The following is a 15,764-nucleotide window of genomic DNA, read 5'->3' on the forward strand; positions in this document are numbered from 1 at the left end:
AGCGGAGGACGACAGGGATGCGACGACTTCTTCTCGCCGGCGTGGCGGCGCTGGTGCTGGGCGCGGGCGGCGCCGAGGCCGCCACCTTCCGCTGGGCCAATGACGGCGACGTCAACTCCATGGACCCCTACGCGCGGAACGAGACCTTCCTCCTCACCTTCACCCACAACATCTACGAGCCGCTGGTCCGCCGGAACCGCGAGCTGAAGGTCGAGCCCGCGCTGGCCACCTCCTGGTCCCAGCCCTCGCCCACCGTGTGGCGGCTGAACCTGCGCCAGGGCGTGAAGTTCCACGACGGCTCCCCCTTCACCGCCGACGACGTGCTGTTCAGCGCGCAGCGCGTGCGGGCGCAGGGCTCGAACCTCACCTCCGTGCTCTCCTCGGTGAAGGAGGTCCGCAAGGTCGACGACTTCACCGTCGACTTCGAGACGCACGCGCCCGACCCGATCTTCCTGGAGGAGATCACCACCTGGGCGATGATGTCCAAGCGCTGGGCGGAGGCGAACAACGCGACCCAGGCGGTGGACCTCACCACGGGGCAGGAGAACTTCGCCACCCGCAACGCCAACGGCACCGGCCCCTTCACGCTGGCGAGCCGCGAGCCCGACCGCCGCACGGTGCTGCGCCCGAACCCGAACTGGTGGGACAAGGCGGAGCACAACCTGGACGAGGTGGTGTTCAACGTCATCGGCAATGACGCCACCCGCGTCGCCGCGCTCCTCTCGGGCGAGGTGGACATGATCTACACCGTGCCCCCGCAGGATACGGACCGGCTGGGCCGCGCGCCGAACGTGCGCATCCACCAGCAAGCCGAGCTGCGCACGGTCTTCCTCGGCATGGACCAGGCGCGGGACGAGCTGCTGAAGTCCGACGTGAAGGGCAAGAACCCCTTCCGCGACGTGCGCGTGCGCCGCGCCTTCCAGCAGGCGATCGACCTCGAGGCGATCAAGACCCGCATCATGCGCGGCCAGTCCCGCCCGACCGGTCTGATGATCGGCCCGGGCGTGAACGGCTGGAGTGAGGCCGAGGACCGCATCGTCCGCCCGAACGTGGACGCCGCGAAGCGCCTGCTGACGGAGGCCGGCTATCCCAACGGCTTCGGCGTGACGATGGACTGCCCGAACGACCGCTACGTCAACGACGAGGCGATCTGCACCGCCATCGTCTCCATGCTCGCGCGCATCGGGGTGAAGGTCACGCTCAACGCCCAGACCCGCGCGCGCTACTTCGCCGAGATCCTGGCGCCGCGCTACCAGACCAGCTTCTACCTCCTGGGCTGGACGCCGACGACCTACGACGCCCACAACACGCTGTTCAACATCATGGGCAGCCGGGGCGGCTCGCGCGGCGTGTTCAACTCCGGCGGCTGGAGCAACGCGCGCTTCGACGAGCTGACGGGGCAGATCGCGGTGGAGACGGACGCGGCGAAGCGCCAGGGCCTCATCAACGAGGCGATGCGCATCCACGCCGACGAGGTCGGCCACATCCCGCTGCACCAGCAGACGGTGGTCTGGGCGGCGCGCAACAACATCGCGCTGCAGCAGATGGCGGACAACTACTTCCCGCTGCGCTACGTGCGCGTCGGCCAATAGCCGGCACGCCCAACCGGGGAGGGCGCGCCCTCCCCGGACGCGGCATCACTCCGCCAGGACGGGGGCGGAGACGGCGGGCTTGGCGGACTGGCCCTGCCGCAGCTTGCCCGCCAGGAACAGGCCCTGCATCGCGAGCTTCCTCATCGCCGCATAGGGGCCGGGCGCATTGGCCGCGATGCCGCGGACGAGACGGTTCCGCAGCACGTCCTGATCGTGCAGCTGCGCCACCTGCATCCCGTTGACGCGGATCATCTTCTGGCCCCGCACCCGGGTGTGGAACTGCAGCATCTCGTCCTCGTCCGGGAGGTAATGCGCCGTCAGCGAGGTGCGGGAGACGCCGCGCGCCGTCGCGGCGAAGCTGCCGTGGACGGTGAGGGAGGACCAGAACAGCACGTCCCCCTTGGCCATGTAAGGCGAGCGCAGCTCCAGCCCGTGCGCGCGGATCGTGTCCAGCACCGCGCGCTTGTAGCGCTCGTGCCCCGTGGCGAAGTCGAGCTTGCCCGCGTTGCGCAGCACCGGAACCGTCCGGTGGCTCCCCGGGCAGAGATAGAAGCGGCCCGCGCCCGCATCCACGTCCTCCAGCGCGTACCAGCCGGCCACGCAGCGGCCGAGATCCCTGGCGCTGTCCTGGTAGTAGCTGTCCTGATGCGCCCAGGTGCCGGCCGGCGCCTCAAAGAACATCGTCTGGATCAGCTTGCTCGGGCCGGTGCCCATCAGCGCGGAGGTCATCCTCGCCACCGCCGGGCTCGTCAGCCCGGAGAGGACGTTTCCCTTGAAGCCGCCGAAGCGGCGGGTCTCCAGGTCCTGCACGTTGAAGATCGGGTTGGTGAGGAAGCCGTCCTCGTCGAAGTTGTTGCGCTCGTAGCGCATGTTCTTCTGGCGCAGGATCGGCGTGTCCGATCCGCGCAGCTCGCGGCGGTAGGCGCCGCGGATGTCGTCGCAGAGCGCGGGCGGCAACAGGCCGCGGATCACGACATAGCCTTCCTTTCGGTAGTAGCGCACGGCATCGCCGAGCTCGTCCGGCCGGAAGTAGGGCCGGTCCTCCGCGAGGGAGCCCGGAATGTCGAGGGAGGTGCCGAGGGGGGTGACGACCTGCATGATGCTCTCCGCTGAGCGAACGGCGCACGAAGCACCGCCCCGCCGAGGGGATCGGCGAGGATGGACACGAAACCGGCGGGCGCCCTGTGGTCAGGACCGTTACGGTTTCACGCGAATCGCGGGAGAGGTGTTCACGTCGCCGTGACGTGCCAATCATGATGGGTGTTTAATCCAATTTTCGGAACGTGCCCGACCGGGCAGGTCACGCCCTTGCCGCGCGGGGCGACCCGCCGAAACAATGCTGTCCCGCCGCGGCGGGAACGGGCAGCGGGGGGTTAGCGGAAATGGCGGTTGATGCGGCAGGGCTTCCAGGCGAGGCGAGCGAGGAGACGGCCATCCGCCGCGTCGCCGTCGTCGGTGCCGGGACGATCGGCGCGAGCTGGGCCGCCCTCTTCCTCGCGCGCGGCCTGGACGTCGTGGTGACGGACCCGGCGGAGGGGGCCGAGGCCTTCACCCGCCGCTTCACCGCCGGCGCCTGGCCCGCGCTGGAAGCGCTGGGCGCGGTGTTGCCGGGCGCCGACCCGGGCCACCTCCGCTTCGAGCCCGATCTCGGCGCGGCGCTGGCGGGCGCGGAGTTCGTGCAGGAGAACGGCCCGGAGCGGGAGGCCCTCAAGACCGACCTCTTCGCGCGGATGGACGCGCTGCTGCCGCCCGAGGTGGTGATCGCGTCCAGCTCATCCGGCCTGCTGATGAGCCGCGTGCAATCCGCCTGCCGCCATCCCGGGCGCTGCGTGATCGGCCACCCCTTCAACCCGCCGCATCTCATCCCGCTGGTGGAGGTGGTGGGGGGCGAGCGCACCGACGCCGCCTCGGTGGAGCGGGCGATGGGCTTCTACCGCGCGGTCGGCAAGCACCCGATACGGCTGCACAAGGAGGTGCCGGGGCACGTCGCCAACCGCCTCCAGGCGGCACTGTGGCGGGAGGCGATCCACCTCGCGGCGGAGGGCGTGGCGAGCGTGGCCGATATCGACGCCGCCGTGGCGCAGGGCCCGGGCCTGCGCTGGGCGATCTTCGGGCCGCACATGACCTTCCATCTCGGCGGCGGGGGCGGCGGGATGGAGCACTTCCTCGCCCATCTCCTCGGCCCCTTCGAGGGCTTCTGGGCCGATCTCGGCGAGCCCCGCGTGACGCCCGCGCTGCAGCGGCGGATCGTGGACGGGGTACGGGAGGAGGCGGAGGGGCTGTCCGTGGAGGAGCTGTCCGCCCGCCGGGACCGCGCCCTCGTCGCGCTCATCCGGGCGCTCGGCGAGGGCGGGTGAGCCCTGGCCGCGGAGGGGCCCCGCGGTCCCGCCGTCAGGCGGGCGGTGGTTCGGGATAGAGGATGCGCGTGATCTCGACGGAGCTCGGGCCGGCCGGGGTGCGGACCGTCACCTCGTCCCCCACCCGCGCGCGCAGCATGGCGAGCGCCATGGGCGAGCCGATGCTGATCTTCCCCGCCGCCATATCCGCCTCGTCCACGCCGACGATGGTGACCGTTACCTCCTCGTCGCGCTCGTTCAGGTAGGTGACGGTGGCGCCGAAGAAGACGCGGTCACGCTGCGCCTGGGCGGCGGGATCCACCACCTCCGCCGCGTCCAGCCGGTTCCCGAGATAACGCAGCCGCCGGTCGATCTCGCGCAGGCGGCGCTTGCCCTCCTTGTAGTCGGCATTCTCGCTGCGGTCGCCGTTGCCCGCGGCCCAGGAGACGATCTCGACCACGCGGTGCCGCTCCGCCTTCATCGATTCGTACTCGGCCTGGAGCGCGGCCTTTCCACCGGGGGTCATGTAGATCTTGCCCCGGGGCAGCCGTGGCGGGCCGCCCTCGTCGTCATCGTCCATGGCGGCGCATTCCTCTCCCCCGGGCAGCGCGGGCGCATCGGGATAAAACGCGCCGTGCGTGGGACCGGCGGGATTTAACCCTCATTTCAGCAGAATGCCGGATGGTCGGCGCAGCAACCACCCCGGCTGGAACAGACCGCGCATGCGCTTGCCCGTCCTCACGATGCGTGGACGCGTCGTCCTCCTGCTGCTGCTCTTCGGGCTGACGCCCGCCATCCTGCTCGGCTGCGCCTTCCTCGGGGAGCGGGGAGCGCTGCGGGAATCCGTCCTCACGCGCCTGTCGGACGCGTCGTCGAACCTGAACGACGTGATCGACCGCAACCTGTTCGAGCGCTACGGCGACGTGCAGGCCTTCGGCCTGAACACCGCGGCGCACGACCCCGCCAACTGGCGGCGCCCCTCGGCGGAGAACCCGCTCGTCCGGGTGATGGACCAGTACGTCGCGGCCTACGGCGTCTACAAGCTCTCCATCCTGGTCAGCCCGGAGGGCGAGGTGCTGGCGGTGAACGCGCATGACGCGGCCGGCGCGCCGGTCGCCTCGGAAGGGCTGTACCGGAAGTCCTATGCCGGGGCGCCCTGGCTCGGGCGGGCCTTGCGCGGCGAATTCCTCGTCGGGCCCGAGGGCCTGACCGGCACGGTGGTCGAGCAGCCCGCGCGCGCGCCGGAAGTGGCCGAGGCCTTCGCCGGGGAGGACGGCTTCTCCATCATCTTCGCCGCCCCCGTCCACGGGCAGGACGGCCGACTCGTCGGCGTCTGGGCGAATTTCGCGGATTTCGGGCTGGTGGAGAGCGTCGTCTCCGACATCCATGCCCGGCTCGTCGGCAACGGCATGCCCGGGGCGGAGGTGACAGTGCTCGACGCCGCCGGGGCGGTGCTGGTGGACTACGATCCCGCTTCCCGCCCCGGTGCCTACAAGCGGGACTTCGCGCGGATCGGGCAGCCGGACCCGGCCGAGAAGGGGATGTGGGAAGCCGTCCTGCGCGGCGAATCCGGCGTGGCGATCAAGCGCCATGCGGGGAAGGGGACCGAGCAGGCCGTGGGCTATGCCCGCAGCCGCGGCGCCATGGGCTTCGCCGGGCTCGGCTGGTCCGTGCTGGTGCGGGTGCCGACGGGGGAGGCCCTGGGCGCGCTGGAGCGCATCGAGCGGCACGGGCTGCTGCTGCTCCTCTCGGCCCTCGCGGTCACGGTCCCGCTCGGCTTCTGGATCGGCACCGGCTTCGCGCGCCCCGTGCTGCGCATCGCCGCGACCATGCGCGGCCTCGCCTCCGGCGATGCCGTCGGGAAGGTGCCCGGCGAGGGCCGCCGGGACGAGATCGGCGGCATGGCCTCGGCCGTCGTCGTGTTCCGCGACCACATGGCGGAGGCCGCCGCGCTGCGCGAGCGGCAGGAGGCGGAGCGGGAGCAGGCGGAGGCCGCCAAGCGCGCCGCCCTGCGCGAGATGGCCGAGCGCGTGGATGCCGAGGCCGGCGCCGCGGTGGAGCGGATCGGCGAGCGGGCCGGCGCCATGGCCGCGGATGCCGACGACATGGCGCGCATCGCCGAGACCGTCGCCGGGCGCAGCGCCTCGGTCGCCGTCGCGGCGGAGGATGCGCTGCGCAACGCCGAGGTGGTGGCGGCCGCCACCGAGCAGCTCTCGGCCAGCGTGCGCGAGATCTCGTCCCGCATCGCCGAATCCTCGGCCATCGCGCAGCGCGCGAGCGAGCGGGGGCAGGCGAGCCACCAGGTCATCCACGGCCTCTCCGAGACGGCTGGGCGGGTGAGCGAGGTGGTGAAGCTGATCGCCGACATCGCCGGCAAGACCCATCTGCTGGCCCTGAACGCGACGATCGAGGCCGCGCGCGCCGGCGAGGCGGGCAAGGGCTTCGCCGTCGTCGCCTCGGAGGTGAAGAGCCTCGCCGCGCAGACGGCCAGGGCGACGGAGGAGATCGGCCGCCAGGTCGCCGAGATCGGCGGCGCCACGGCCGAGGCGGTCGAGGCGGTGCGCGGCATCGCGAGCGCGGTGGAGGAGATGGGCGTGACCTCCACCGCCATCGCCGCCGCGGTGGAGCAGCAGGCGGCCGCCACGCAGGAGATCGCGCGCAGCGTCGGGCAGACGGCGGGCGCGGCGCGCGAGGTCGCCTCGCAGATCGGGCAGGTATCCGGCGCCACGGCCGAGGCCGGCAGCCGGGCCGGCCAGGTGCGCGAGGGCGCCGCACGGGCGCGGGCCGAGATCGAGGACATGCGCGGCGTCCTCGTGCGGGTGGTGCGCACGGCCACGCCGGAGGTGGACCGCCGCAACGAGCGGCGCTTCGACCTCGCCCTCCGCGTCTCGGTCGAGATTCCCGGCCGGCCGGCGCAGGGGGCCGAGCTCGTGAACATCTCCTCGGGCGGCGCGCGCCTTCTCGGCCTCCCGCCGCTGGCGGCGGGGACGCGCGCGGTGCTGCGCGTGCCCGGCATTCCGGAACCGCTCCCCGGCACTGTCATCCAGCACGCGAGGGAGGGCGAGGCGAGGCTGCGCTTCGAGCTGGAGGACGGAGCCCGCTCCGCCCTGGAGGAACGGCTGGTCAGGCTGGCGGAGGGGGCCGCCGTTACGAGGGCGGCCTGAGCCGGGAAGGGGCCGGGCGCGGCGGGCCCGCCCCGCGCCGGGCGGTCAGGCCTGCGGGTCCGGGTTGGGCGGGGTGTCGGCCAGGACCCGGGGCGTGAGGGGAAGCGAGATGGTGCAGCACAGGCCATCCGCCTCGAAGCGCCGTTCCACCTGCGCCTGCAGCTCGTAGGGTAGGGTGCGCTCCAGGAGGTCGGTGCCGAAGCCGCGCCGCGGCGCCGGGGTTGCCCCCCCTCGCATGCCCGTCTCCCGCCAGGTGAGGTGCAGCCTGGGGATCTCCCCCGAGTGCTCGACGCGCCAGCTCACCTCCACCCGTCCCTGGGGGGAGGAGAGGGCGCCGTACTTCATGGCGTTGGTGGCCAGCTCGTGGAAGGCGAGGGCGAAGGTCTCGGCCACCTTGGGCTTCAGCGCCACCGGCGGCCCGTCGATCCAGGCCTGCTTGCCCTCGCGCGCGGTGAAGGAGAGCAGCTCGTCGGCGATGAGCTGGGCGAGGTCGAGGCCGCTGGTGGGATTGCGCGTCACCGCCGCCTGCACGCGCGAGAAGGCGTCGATGCGTCCCTCCAGGTGCATGGCGAGGTCGTCCAGGTCGTCGCTCGCCTGCACCGTGCGGTGGATGATCGAGCGGATGACGCCCAGCGTGTTGCGGACGCGGTGCTGCAGCTCGCCCATCAGGAGGCGCTGGTGCTGCCCCATGCGGCGCAGCTCGTCCACCTCGGTGGAGGTGCCGATCCACTCCGCCACGCCCTCCCCGCCGCCCTGCAGGGGGACGGCGCGGGTCTGGAACCAGCGATGGGCGCCGTCGGCGGCGTGGCGCAGGCGGAACTCGGCCTCGAACCTTCCCGCCTCCGGTGCCCGGGACCAGGCCTCCATGGCGCCCTCCCGGTCCTCCGGATGCAGGGCGGCGAGCCAGCCCTGGCCGAGGCTCTCCTCCCCCGACAGCCCGGTGAAGGCGCTCCATTGCGGGCCCGCCCAGCTCCACTCACCCGGCGCGGAGGCGCGCCAGACGAGGAGCGGCATCCTCTCCAGCACGGAGCGCAGCCGCTGCTCGCCCTGGGCCGCCTCGGCGAGGGTGCAGAACAGCCCGGCGACCCCGTCGGCGGGGTCGCGAAGCGGTGAGCAGGAGAGGGCGAACCTCTTCGCCCGCGACTCCTCCCCCGCCGTGTGCAGGGCGAGATCCTCCTGGAACACCGCCTCGCCGCTCTCCAGCGCCCGCATCAGCAGGGGGCCGAGACGGGCCTCCCCCTCGGGCCAGGCGCCGCGCAGCGGCTGCCCGAAGGCGGAGGGGTGGCAGGAGCGCAGCAGGGCGGCGGCGGGGTCGTTGTAGAGCTGGACGAGGCCGGGGCCCCAGAAGACGAAGCTGGGAAAGCCGGAGGAGAGGCAGATCTCGACCGCGCTGCGGAGCCCTGCCGGCCAGTCCTCCACCGCGCCCAGCCCGGAGGGCGGCGGGTTCCCCGCGCGGAGCCTCGCCCCCGCGCTGCCGCCGCCGAGGGGCCAGGGGGAGGCGGGGCGGGCGCCGCTCAGGGCCGGTCCGCCGCGGGAGGCGCTCATGACGGGCTACTCATTCGCATCGAGGTGCCGGCCCTCCCGGTCCAGATGCAGGTAGTTCGGGTTGAACAGGGCCGCGTTCTGGAGGGCGGTCAGGTCCGGGATGGTCAGGCTCTTGCCCCGCAGGACGATCAGCTTGGCCGCGCGCAGCTCCTGCAGCGTGCGGTTCACATGCACCACGGACAGCCCCGTGGCGTCGGCCAGCCCGGCCTGGGTGAGCGGCATCTCGCAGGAATTGCCCTCCGTCAGCCCGACGCCGCGCAGGCGGACGAAGAGCTCGCAGAGAAGATGCGCGATCCGCTCCAGCGCGTCCCGCTGGCCGAGATTGACGGTCCATTCGCGCTGGATGGCGGCGTTCACCAGCGTCTCCCACCAGAGGGCCTGGCTGATCCGGGGATGCTGCCCCGCGATCTCCTCGATCCGGCGCCGGGGGATCTGCGCGATGGTCACCGGGGTCAGCGTGCCGACCGAGTGGTCCATCTGCCGCAGGATGAAGACATGGTTGTCGCACATGTCCCCGGGCAGGAAGAAGGAGATGATCTGCCGCCGCCCGTCCTCCAGGTGCTTGTAGCGGCAGGCCCAGCCGGACAGGATGAGGTTGAGGCTCTGGGGCCTGTCGCCCTCGCGGATGATGTCCTCGCGCGCGTCGAGATGGCGCACGCCCTCCATCGACATCTGCCGGAGGACTTCCTTGTCCTCGGACGAGAGCCGGGTGAATTGCTCCAGTTTCTGAATCAGGGGCAAGGACATGCAGCTTTCACGGGAAGTCCGCCGCATCGCCACGACGTATAGTTCAGATAGAACGATCGGCTGGCTGCCGGGCTAACCTATGTGATTCCGCGCGCGGAGCAATCGGCACAAGCAGGAAACCGGCCCCGGAAAAGGATCCGACGATGGATGGAATGCAAGGGGCGGACCTCTTGGGACGCCGGGTGCTGGTCGTGGAGGATGAATTCTTCCTCGCCGAGGATCTCGTCGGGGCGCTGCACGGGCTGGGCGCCGAGGTGGTCGGCCCGGTGCCGGCAGCGGGCGAGGCGCTGACCCTCATCTCCCTCGACCAGCGGATCGACCTCGCGGTCATCGACCTCAACCTCCTGGGCGACACCGCCTTCGGGGTGGGGGACGCGCTGCTGGCGCGCAGCGTTCCCTTCGTGATCGCCACGGGCTACGGGCGCGAGTTCCTGCCCGCCCGCTTCCGGCACCTTCCCTATTGCGAGAAGCCGTTCAGCCCGAACGCGGTGGTGCGCGCCCTGTGCGGCCTGGCCCGGCCGGCCTGAACACCCCCGCCCGGGCCCGACCCCGCGCAGGCCGCCCCGGCCCATTCTCCGGCGAGAAGGGCCGGGCGTCCTCTAGAGCGTTTTCCGTTCGCCCTGGCTCACGGCAACCGCTCTAGCCCTTTGCTTTGTCGCATTTTCCGAGCCGCCGGGTGATTCCACCCGGCTTGAAAATGCTCTAACGCGCGCGGCCCGGTGCGGGGCAGACCCCCGGAAGGCGGCCCCGGCGCCCGCCCGCCCGGCGGCGCGGGGCTCCCTTGGCGGCCCCTGCGGACCCTCTGGAACCCCGTTGCGGCAGGGGGGCGCGCGCTGCGGCCGCGGCGCCCCGGCCGGGCAGAAGGGCGCGCGAGGAGGCGGGAGGATTTCCCCGCTCGGCCCCGGGGGCCTGGCTGAGGTAGCAGCGGAGCAGCTTCTCCACGAAGCGCTCCCGCAGGCGGGTGGTCATGGGGCGGCCGGAGAACTCCAGGGCTACCTCCAGTAGGGCGAGCTGGAGCTCGACCGGGCTTTTTCCCTCATGCGTCATGCTGGGCTTCTCCCCCCTCGGCCGGGATTTCTCCGCGGCGCGCGCCTCTTCGCCCGCGGCGGTGGCTGGGAGGGGGCGGGATTGTGATGTTTCTGGGGCCGCCGGACGGAATTTTCCTTCGTTCCAGGTAGCCGAACGGGGGGAAAGGCGTTCTTGCCCCGATATGAGACTCAGGGTCGGGAAGAGAGGCGCGACGCGCCGCGGCGGGCGGGGTTCGGCACGGCCGTTCCGCGCAGCGCGTCCCCGCCCGGGGCGGTCAGGCCGTGGCGGGGCCCTGCCGTGCTTAATCTATCTTGCGGCGCGGGAGGCCTGTTCCGGTAGCGTGTCCTCCCCGTCCCCGCCCGGCTGGAACCAGGCCGGGCGGCCGGGTATCGATTGGCGGAAGGGGTTGGCGCAGTGGCCCTCTGGAGGTGCGCGAGCGAGGGGTTCCTGTCGGCGATGGACCGCTGCCTGCGGTCCGCGCGGCGGGATTCCGCGTCCGCCCGGGCGCCCGGCGCCGGGGGAGGCGCCGCCTCGGGCCAGGCGCGCGCCGAGCGGCTCGACGTGCTCCTCTCCGGCATGACGGACGGCGTGATGATGCTCGACGCCGATCTTCGCCTCGTCGAGTGGAACGCGCTCTTCCCCGCCTCCACGGGCGTGCCGGCCGAGACCCTGCGGGCCGGGATGTCGATGGAGGAGATCCTGCGCGCCCAGGCCGCCGCCGGCGAGTTCGGCGAGGTGGAGGTGGAGGCGGAGGTCGCTCGCCGGATCGCCCTGCTGCGCGCGGGCGGGAGTTCCGGCACGATCGAGCGGACGCGCCCCAACGGGCAGGTGCTGGAGCTTCGCCGCGCCCGCCTTCCCGATGGCGGCTTCGTCACCCTTTATACCGACATCACCGCGCGCCGGCAGGCCGAGGACAAGCTGCGCCAGGCGCAGAAGATGGAGACGGTCGGGCAGCTCACCGGCAGCGTGGCGCACGACTTCAACAACCTGCTGATGATCATCCTCGGCAATCTCGAGATCGCCGACCGCGCGCTGAGGGCGGGCGATCCTGGCAAGGCCCGCCGGGGCATCGAGGTGGCGCGGAGCGGCGCGCGGCGCGCGGCCGCCCTCACCCAGCGCCTGCTCGCCTTCTCCCGGCGCCAGCCGCGCGATCCCCGGCCCGTGGACGTGAACGCGCTGATCCGGAACCTCGCCGACCTCATCCAGCAATCCGCCTCGGACCATGTGGCCGTCGAGTTCGACCTGACCGACGATCCCTGGACGGCGCTGGTGGACCCGAACCAGCTCGAGACCGCCCTGCTCAACCTCGTCATCAACGCGCGGGACGCCATGCCCAAGGGCGGGGTGGTGACGATCGCGACGGAGCAGGTCTCGCGCAGCGGCTCCCTGGCGCCGCTGCCCGTCACGGTGCCCGGGGACGAGTTCGTGCGGATCGCCGTGCGCGACACGGGGACCGGCATGTCCCAGGAGGTGGCGGCGCGGGCGAGCGAGCCCTTCTTCACCACGAAGGAGGCGGGGAAGGGCACCGGGCTCGGGTTGCACCAAGTGGTGGAGTTCGCCGCGGGGGCCGGGGGCCAGGTGCGGATCGACAGCGAGCCGGGGATCGGGACGGCGGTGACCCTCTACCTCCCCCTCCTCACCTCCGGGCACCCGGACGAGGCCGCCCCGGCCGGGCCGGCGGAATCCGTGCCCTTCGCCGGGCGGGGGGAGAAGATCCTCGTGGTGGAGAACGAGCCGGCGATCCTCGCCTACACGACCGAGGGGCTTGAGGCGCTGGGCTACCGCGTCATCGGCGCACAGAACGCCTCGGCCGCCCTCACCCTGCTGGAGGAGACGCCCGACATCGCCGTGCTCTTCACGGATTTCGGCCTGCCCGGCATCGACGGCGCCCAGCTCGCCCGCGAGGCGAAGCGGCGCTGGCCCGGGCTCCCGGTCCTCTACACCACGGGCGGGCCGGAGGCACCGGTGCCGCCGGACGGATGGCCGGACGAGGGGGGCGACCCCGTGGTGAAGCCCTACGGCCTGCCCACCCTGGCCAAGGCCATCCGCGCCGTGCTCGACCGCCGCGCCAGCCTTCCCGTCGCCGGCCCGGTCTGACCCCACCCCGGCGGAGGGGGAGAACGGAACGGTCTTTCCTTTGCCGAAATCTGCTGGACGGAATATACCCGCAATGGTTGTATCGTGCCTGCCGGCAAGGTGGCAGGCACGGGTTCCAACTCTACCGGACCCCCGCCTGAAATCATGAGGCCGGGGCAGAGGAAAGCGAGCGGGTGTCGTCAGAATTGGCTGCGGGATGGAAGGCGAGGGGGGCGACGAAGCCCCTGCCGGCCAACCCCCCTGCCGGGCCGGAGGCGGCCCCGGCCGGCGCGCGTCGGACACTCAGCCTCCGCGCCCATCTCGTCCTGCTGACCCTCCTGGCCACGCTCCCCGTCCTGGCGATGGGAACGGCGGCCGCCTGGCATGTCGCGGGCAACTACCGGGAGGCCTTCGAGGACCGGTTGCGGGACTCCGCCCGCGGGCTCTCCCTCGCGATCGAGGCCGAGATCGGCATCCGCCTGACCACCCTCGCCGCCCTGGCGGCCTCGCCCCTGCTCGACGGCAGCGCTCCCGACCTTCCCGCCTTCCAGCTCCACGCGCGCCGGACCGCCGAGGCGATGGGCTCGCCCGTCATCCTCCTCCGCGACGACCTCACCCCCGTGCCGGGCACGGAGGGGCAGGCGCTGCATCCCGGCGCCCTCGATGCCGCGCGCAGCGCGCTCGACACCGGGCGGCCGGCGGTGAGCAACCTGCTGGGGGAGGGTGCGCCGGAGCGGCATCATGTGGCGGTGGCCGTGCCGGTGCCGCGCGAGGCGGGGTCGCGCATGGCGGTGGTCGCGCGGATCGACCCGGGCGTCCTGGCCGCCCCGCTCGCCGCGGGCGCCACGACCCCTGGCAGCCTCGCCGCGCTGACCGATGCGCGGCGGCGGATCGTGGCGCGCTCGCGCGACCAGCAGCGCTTCGTGGGCAGCGCCATCGCGCCCGAGGCGGCGGCCGGGATCGGCCTCGCCCGCTCCCTCGACGGGGAGGACATGTTCTACGCGCTGCAGCAGATCCGGGGCCTGCCGGGCTGGCGGGTCGCCGCGGCGCAGCCCGCCGCCGCCCACCGCGCGAGCTGGCAGCGGCCCCTCCTCGCCCTCGGGCTGGGCGGGGCGCTGGCCATGCTCGCCGCGGCGCTGGGGGCGGCGGCCTTCGGGCGGCGGATCATCCTGCCCGTGGATGCCCTGACCCGGAAGGCGAGGAACGTCGCCCGGAACGGGGACACGCTGATGGGCGTGCCGCCCTCCGGCGTCACCGAGTTCGAGGCGCTGCGGGGCGGCATCGCCGAGGCGGAGATCGCGCTGCGGACGGGCGAGGCGCGCTTCCTCCGCGCCGCCAAGGCCGCCCGGCTCAGCGCCTGGGACTGGGATCCCGGGGCGGACCTGCTGCGCGGCTCCCCCCTGCTGGAGGAGGATGCCGAGGGCGGCCCCGGGGCGCCCGCGCGCAGTCTCGCCGCTTTCCTCGACCTCGTGCATCCCGAGGACCGGCCCCTCATGCGGGAGGCGCTGCGGCGCATCCAGGACGGGGAGACGGACGAGCTGCAGGAGGAGTTCCGCCTTCTCAGGCCGGACGGGTCGGTGCGCTGGCTGCACTCCATCGGCCGCGCCATCCTCCGGCCGGACGGCAGCCTGCGCGAGGTGGCCGGCATCTCGATGGACGTGACCGAGCGGGTCGAGGGCGGGCGGAGCCGCGACGCCCTGGCGCGGGAGGTGGACCACCGCGCGAAGAACGCCCTGGCCGTGGTGCAGTCCATCCTTCGCCTGACCCCCGTGGGGGAGCCCCGGGCCTTCGCCGCCGCGATCGAGGGGCGGGTCGGCGCGCTCGTGCGGGCGCATTCCCTGCTGGCCGAGCAGGGCTGGTTCGGGGCCGATCTCCGCAGCCTCGCCGAGCGGGAGCTGGCGCCCTACCTCCCGCCGGACGGGGCCGTGCGCGTGGTGCTGGACGGGCCGCTGCTCAGCCTTGCCGCCTCCGCCGTGCAGCCGCTGACCATGGTGCTGCACGAGCTCGTGACGAACGCCGCCCGGCACGGCGCCCTGTCCGGCACGGCGGGCCGGGTGGAGCTGAGCTGGCGGGTCGGGCGGCGGGCGGGCGAGGACGAACTGGTGCGCCTGAGCTGGTCGGAGAGCGACGGGCCTCCCACGGAGGAGGCGCCGGGGCAGCGCGGCTTCGGGTCCCGGGTGATCGACTCCACCGTGCGGGGCCAGCTCGGCGGGAATGTCCAGCGCTGCTGGAGCGCGCCGGGGCTCACCTGCGAGATCGTGGTGCCGGCCGCGCGCCTCCTCGCCGGCGGCCGGCCGGCGCCCGAGCGCAGCGCGGCCTAGCCCTCCTCCCTTTGCAGGGCCGTGACAGCCTGGGCGAGGTGGTCGATCAGCGGGTCGCGAATGCCGAGGCCCTGGAGCCCGTCGCGGGTCTGGAACAGGTATTCCGCGGCGCTGCCGAGCTGGCCCCGCGCGGTGGCGAGGCGGCGCAGCACCTCGTCCTCCGGAAGGTCGGCATATTGCGGCCCCGCGTGGTTGATGGCGAAGGCAATGCCCTGGCCGAACACCGCGCCCGAGGCGTCGTGCAGCGGCACCCAGTGCGGGATATAGGCCCCCGTCAGCATCTCGCGCCGCCAGACGATGGACAGTTCCTCCACCAGCACCGCCTCCTCGATGCGGAAGGCGACGCCGGTGCAGCGCCCGCCCCTGTCCAGGGCGAGGACGAGGCCGGGATGCTCCGGCGTGCCGCGCCCGACGGGGGTGGAGAGGCAGAAGGCGCGCTGCCATCCCTCCACCGTGGCGACCCGGCTCTCGGCGTAGTGGATGGTCGGATTCCAGATGAGGGAGCCGTAGGCGAAGAGCCAGGCGCCGTTCCCGCGGTCCGGCCGCTCCGCCAGTGTCCGATGCAGCGAGGCCTCGCGCTCCTCGTCGCTCAGGACGCGGGAGCCGAAGGCAGCGCGCACCATCTCGTTCACCGCGCCGCTCAGCAGCCGCTCCCGGGTCAGCGCGTGCGGGGCAAGCGGGCCCTCGCCCTCGGCCGCCGCCTCGGGGCCCCCGGTGCTCTCCGCCATCCCCGGCCTCAGCGCGAGGAGGTGCGGAGCGCCGCGCGGCCCTCCGCGGGCATGGGGGGCATGGTCTCCGGCATGGTCACGGCAATGGGCCCCCGAACTCTCTGGGCGGGCGCGGCGCCCGGCTCGGCGCGCCGCCTCGCCCCGGGGCAGTAGAGCCTAAAAGCGCGGGGCCGGCGAGGGAGGACCCGCTGACCGGCCGCGTCCCATGGCCGCGCGAGGCGCCCCC

At 73.1% G+C, this 15,764-nt stretch carries 12 protein-coding genes; 6 read left to right on the forward strand and 6 right to left on the reverse strand.

Translation table 11 applies throughout. The features are described 5' to 3' along the window. Positions 1 to 17: 17 nt before the first annotated feature. A complete protein-coding gene (locus FHS87_RS14825; RefSeq protein ID WP_184519907.1) occupies positions 18 to 1,592 on the forward strand; it encodes an ABC transporter substrate-binding protein in 1,575 nt (524 codons plus the stop codon). Positions 1,593 to 1,637: 45 nt separating this feature from the next. Here the strand turns inward: FHS87_RS14825 and FHS87_RS14830 are convergent, their stop codons facing one another. Continuing rightward, on the reverse strand, positions 1,638 to 2,690 hold the full coding sequence (locus tag FHS87_RS14830) for a phytanoyl-CoA dioxygenase family protein (protein ID WP_184519909.1): 1,053 nt from the start codon (positions 2,688 to 2,690) through the stop codon (positions 1,638 to 1,640). Between the two features lie 284 nt (positions 2,691 to 2,974). Between FHS87_RS14830 and FHS87_RS14835 the strand changes: the two genes are divergently transcribed. Then, a complete protein-coding gene (locus FHS87_RS14835) occupies positions 2,975 to 3,949 on the forward strand; it encodes a 3-hydroxyacyl-CoA dehydrogenase NAD-binding domain-containing protein (protein ID WP_184519912.1) in 975 nt (324 codons plus the stop codon). 34 nt (positions 3,950 to 3,983) lie between these two features. On the opposite strand, the gene greB is transcribed toward FHS87_RS14835, so the two are convergent. After that, positions 3,984 to 4,508 carry a transcription elongation factor GreB gene (gene greB / locus FHS87_RS14840; RefSeq protein ID WP_184519915.1) on the reverse strand — a complete coding sequence of 175 codons (525 nt, stop codon included), beginning with the start codon at positions 4,506 to 4,508 and terminating at the stop codon, positions 3,984 to 3,986. 142 nt (positions 4,509 to 4,650) lie between these two features. On the opposite strand from greB, the gene FHS87_RS14845 reads away from it, so the two are divergent. Next, a complete protein-coding gene (locus FHS87_RS14845) occupies positions 4,651 to 7,092 on the forward strand; it encodes a methyl-accepting chemotaxis protein (protein ID WP_184519918.1) in 2,442 nt (813 codons plus the stop codon). Positions 7,093 to 7,137: 45 nt separating this feature from the next. Here FHS87_RS14845 and FHS87_RS14850 read toward each other — a convergent pair whose 3' ends face one another. Next, on the reverse strand, positions 7,138 to 8,637 hold the full coding sequence (locus FHS87_RS14850; protein WP_184519921.1) for a sensor histidine kinase: 1,500 nt from the start codon (positions 8,635 to 8,637) through the stop codon (positions 7,138 to 7,140). A 6-nt stretch (positions 8,638 to 8,643) separates the two neighbouring features. Further along, positions 8,644 to 9,384 carry a Crp/Fnr family transcriptional regulator gene (locus FHS87_RS14855; RefSeq protein ID WP_184519924.1) on the reverse strand — a complete coding sequence of 247 codons (741 nt, stop codon included), beginning with the start codon at positions 9,382 to 9,384 and terminating at the stop codon, positions 8,644 to 8,646. Between the two features lie 143 nt (positions 9,385 to 9,527). On the opposite strand from FHS87_RS14855, the gene FHS87_RS14860 reads away from it, so the two are divergent. Next, on the forward strand, positions 9,528 to 9,911 hold the full coding sequence (locus FHS87_RS14860) for a response regulator (RefSeq protein ID WP_221299946.1): 384 nt from the start codon (positions 9,528 to 9,530) through the stop codon (positions 9,909 to 9,911). 175 nt (positions 9,912 to 10,086) lie between these two features. On the opposite strand, the gene FHS87_RS14865 is transcribed toward FHS87_RS14860, so the two are convergent. After that, on the reverse strand, positions 10,087 to 10,431 hold the full coding sequence (locus FHS87_RS14865) for a hypothetical protein (RefSeq protein ID WP_184519927.1): 345 nt from the start codon (positions 10,429 to 10,431) through the stop codon (positions 10,087 to 10,089). A gap of 438 nt (positions 10,432 to 10,869) precedes the next feature. On the opposite strand from FHS87_RS14865, the gene FHS87_RS14870 reads away from it, so the two are divergent. Continuing rightward, complete coding sequence (locus FHS87_RS14870) at positions 10,870 to 12,510, forward strand: PAS-domain containing protein (protein ID WP_184519930.1); 1,641 nt, start codon at positions 10,870 to 10,872, stop codon at positions 12,508 to 12,510. 173 nt (positions 12,511 to 12,683) lie between these two features. Continuing rightward, entirely contained in the window at positions 12,684 to 14,810 is a 2,127-nt protein-coding gene (locus FHS87_RS24490) for an HWE histidine kinase domain-containing protein (RefSeq protein ID WP_184519934.1), read from the forward strand. Here the strand turns inward: FHS87_RS24490 and FHS87_RS14880 are convergent. After that, entirely contained in the window at positions 14,807 to 15,538 is a 732-nt protein-coding gene (locus FHS87_RS14880) for a gamma-glutamylcyclotransferase (RefSeq protein WP_184519937.1), read from the reverse strand. The genes FHS87_RS24490 and FHS87_RS14880 overlap by 4 nt on opposite strands. Positions 15,539 to 15,764 lie beyond the last annotated feature (226 nt).

Origin of the sequence: Muricoccus pecuniae (assembly GCF_014199205.1) — a bacterium.
GTDB classification, from domain to species: Bacteria; Pseudomonadota; Alphaproteobacteria; order Acetobacterales; family Acetobacteraceae; genus Roseomonas; species Roseomonas pecuniae.

Bases quoted from the DNA above. Each gene is read 5' to 3' on its own strand.
- FHS87_RS14825 (WP_184519907.1), top strand. From the start codon at position 18: ATGCGACGACTTCTTCTCGCCGGCGTGGCGGCGCTGGTGCTGGGCGCG.
- FHS87_RS14830 (WP_184519909.1), bottom strand. From the start codon at position 2,690: ATGCAGGTCGTCACCCCCCTCGGCACCTCCCTCGACATTCCGGGCTCC.
- FHS87_RS14835 (WP_184519912.1), top strand. From the start codon at position 2,975: ATGGCGGTTGATGCGGCAGGGCTTCCAGGCGAGGCGAGCGAGGAGACG.
- greB (WP_184519915.1), bottom strand. From the start codon at position 4,508: ATGGACGATGACGACGAGGGCGGCCCGCCACGGCTGCCCCGGGGCAAG.
- FHS87_RS14845 (WP_184519918.1), top strand. From the start codon at position 4,651: ATGCGCTTGCCCGTCCTCACGATGCGTGGACGCGTCGTCCTCCTGCTG.
- FHS87_RS14850 (WP_184519921.1), bottom strand. From the start codon at position 8,637: ATGAGCGCCTCCCGCGGCGGACCGGCCCTGAGCGGCGCCCGCCCCGCC.
- FHS87_RS14855 (WP_184519924.1), bottom strand. From the start codon at position 9,384: ATGTCCTTGCCCCTGATTCAGAAACTGGAGCAATTCACCCGGCTCTCG.
- FHS87_RS14860 (WP_221299946.1), top strand. From the start codon at position 9,528: ATGGATGGAATGCAAGGGGCGGACCTCTTGGGACGCCGGGTGCTGGTC.
- FHS87_RS14865 (WP_184519927.1), bottom strand. From the start codon at position 10,431: ATGACGCATGAGGGAAAAAGCCCGGTCGAGCTCCAGCTCGCCCTACTG.
- FHS87_RS14870 (WP_184519930.1), top strand. From the start codon at position 10,870: ATGGACCGCTGCCTGCGGTCCGCGCGGCGGGATTCCGCGTCCGCCCGG.
- FHS87_RS14880 (WP_184519937.1), bottom strand. From the start codon at position 15,538: ATGGCGGAGAGCACCGGGGGCCCCGAGGCGGCGGCCGAGGGCGAGGGC.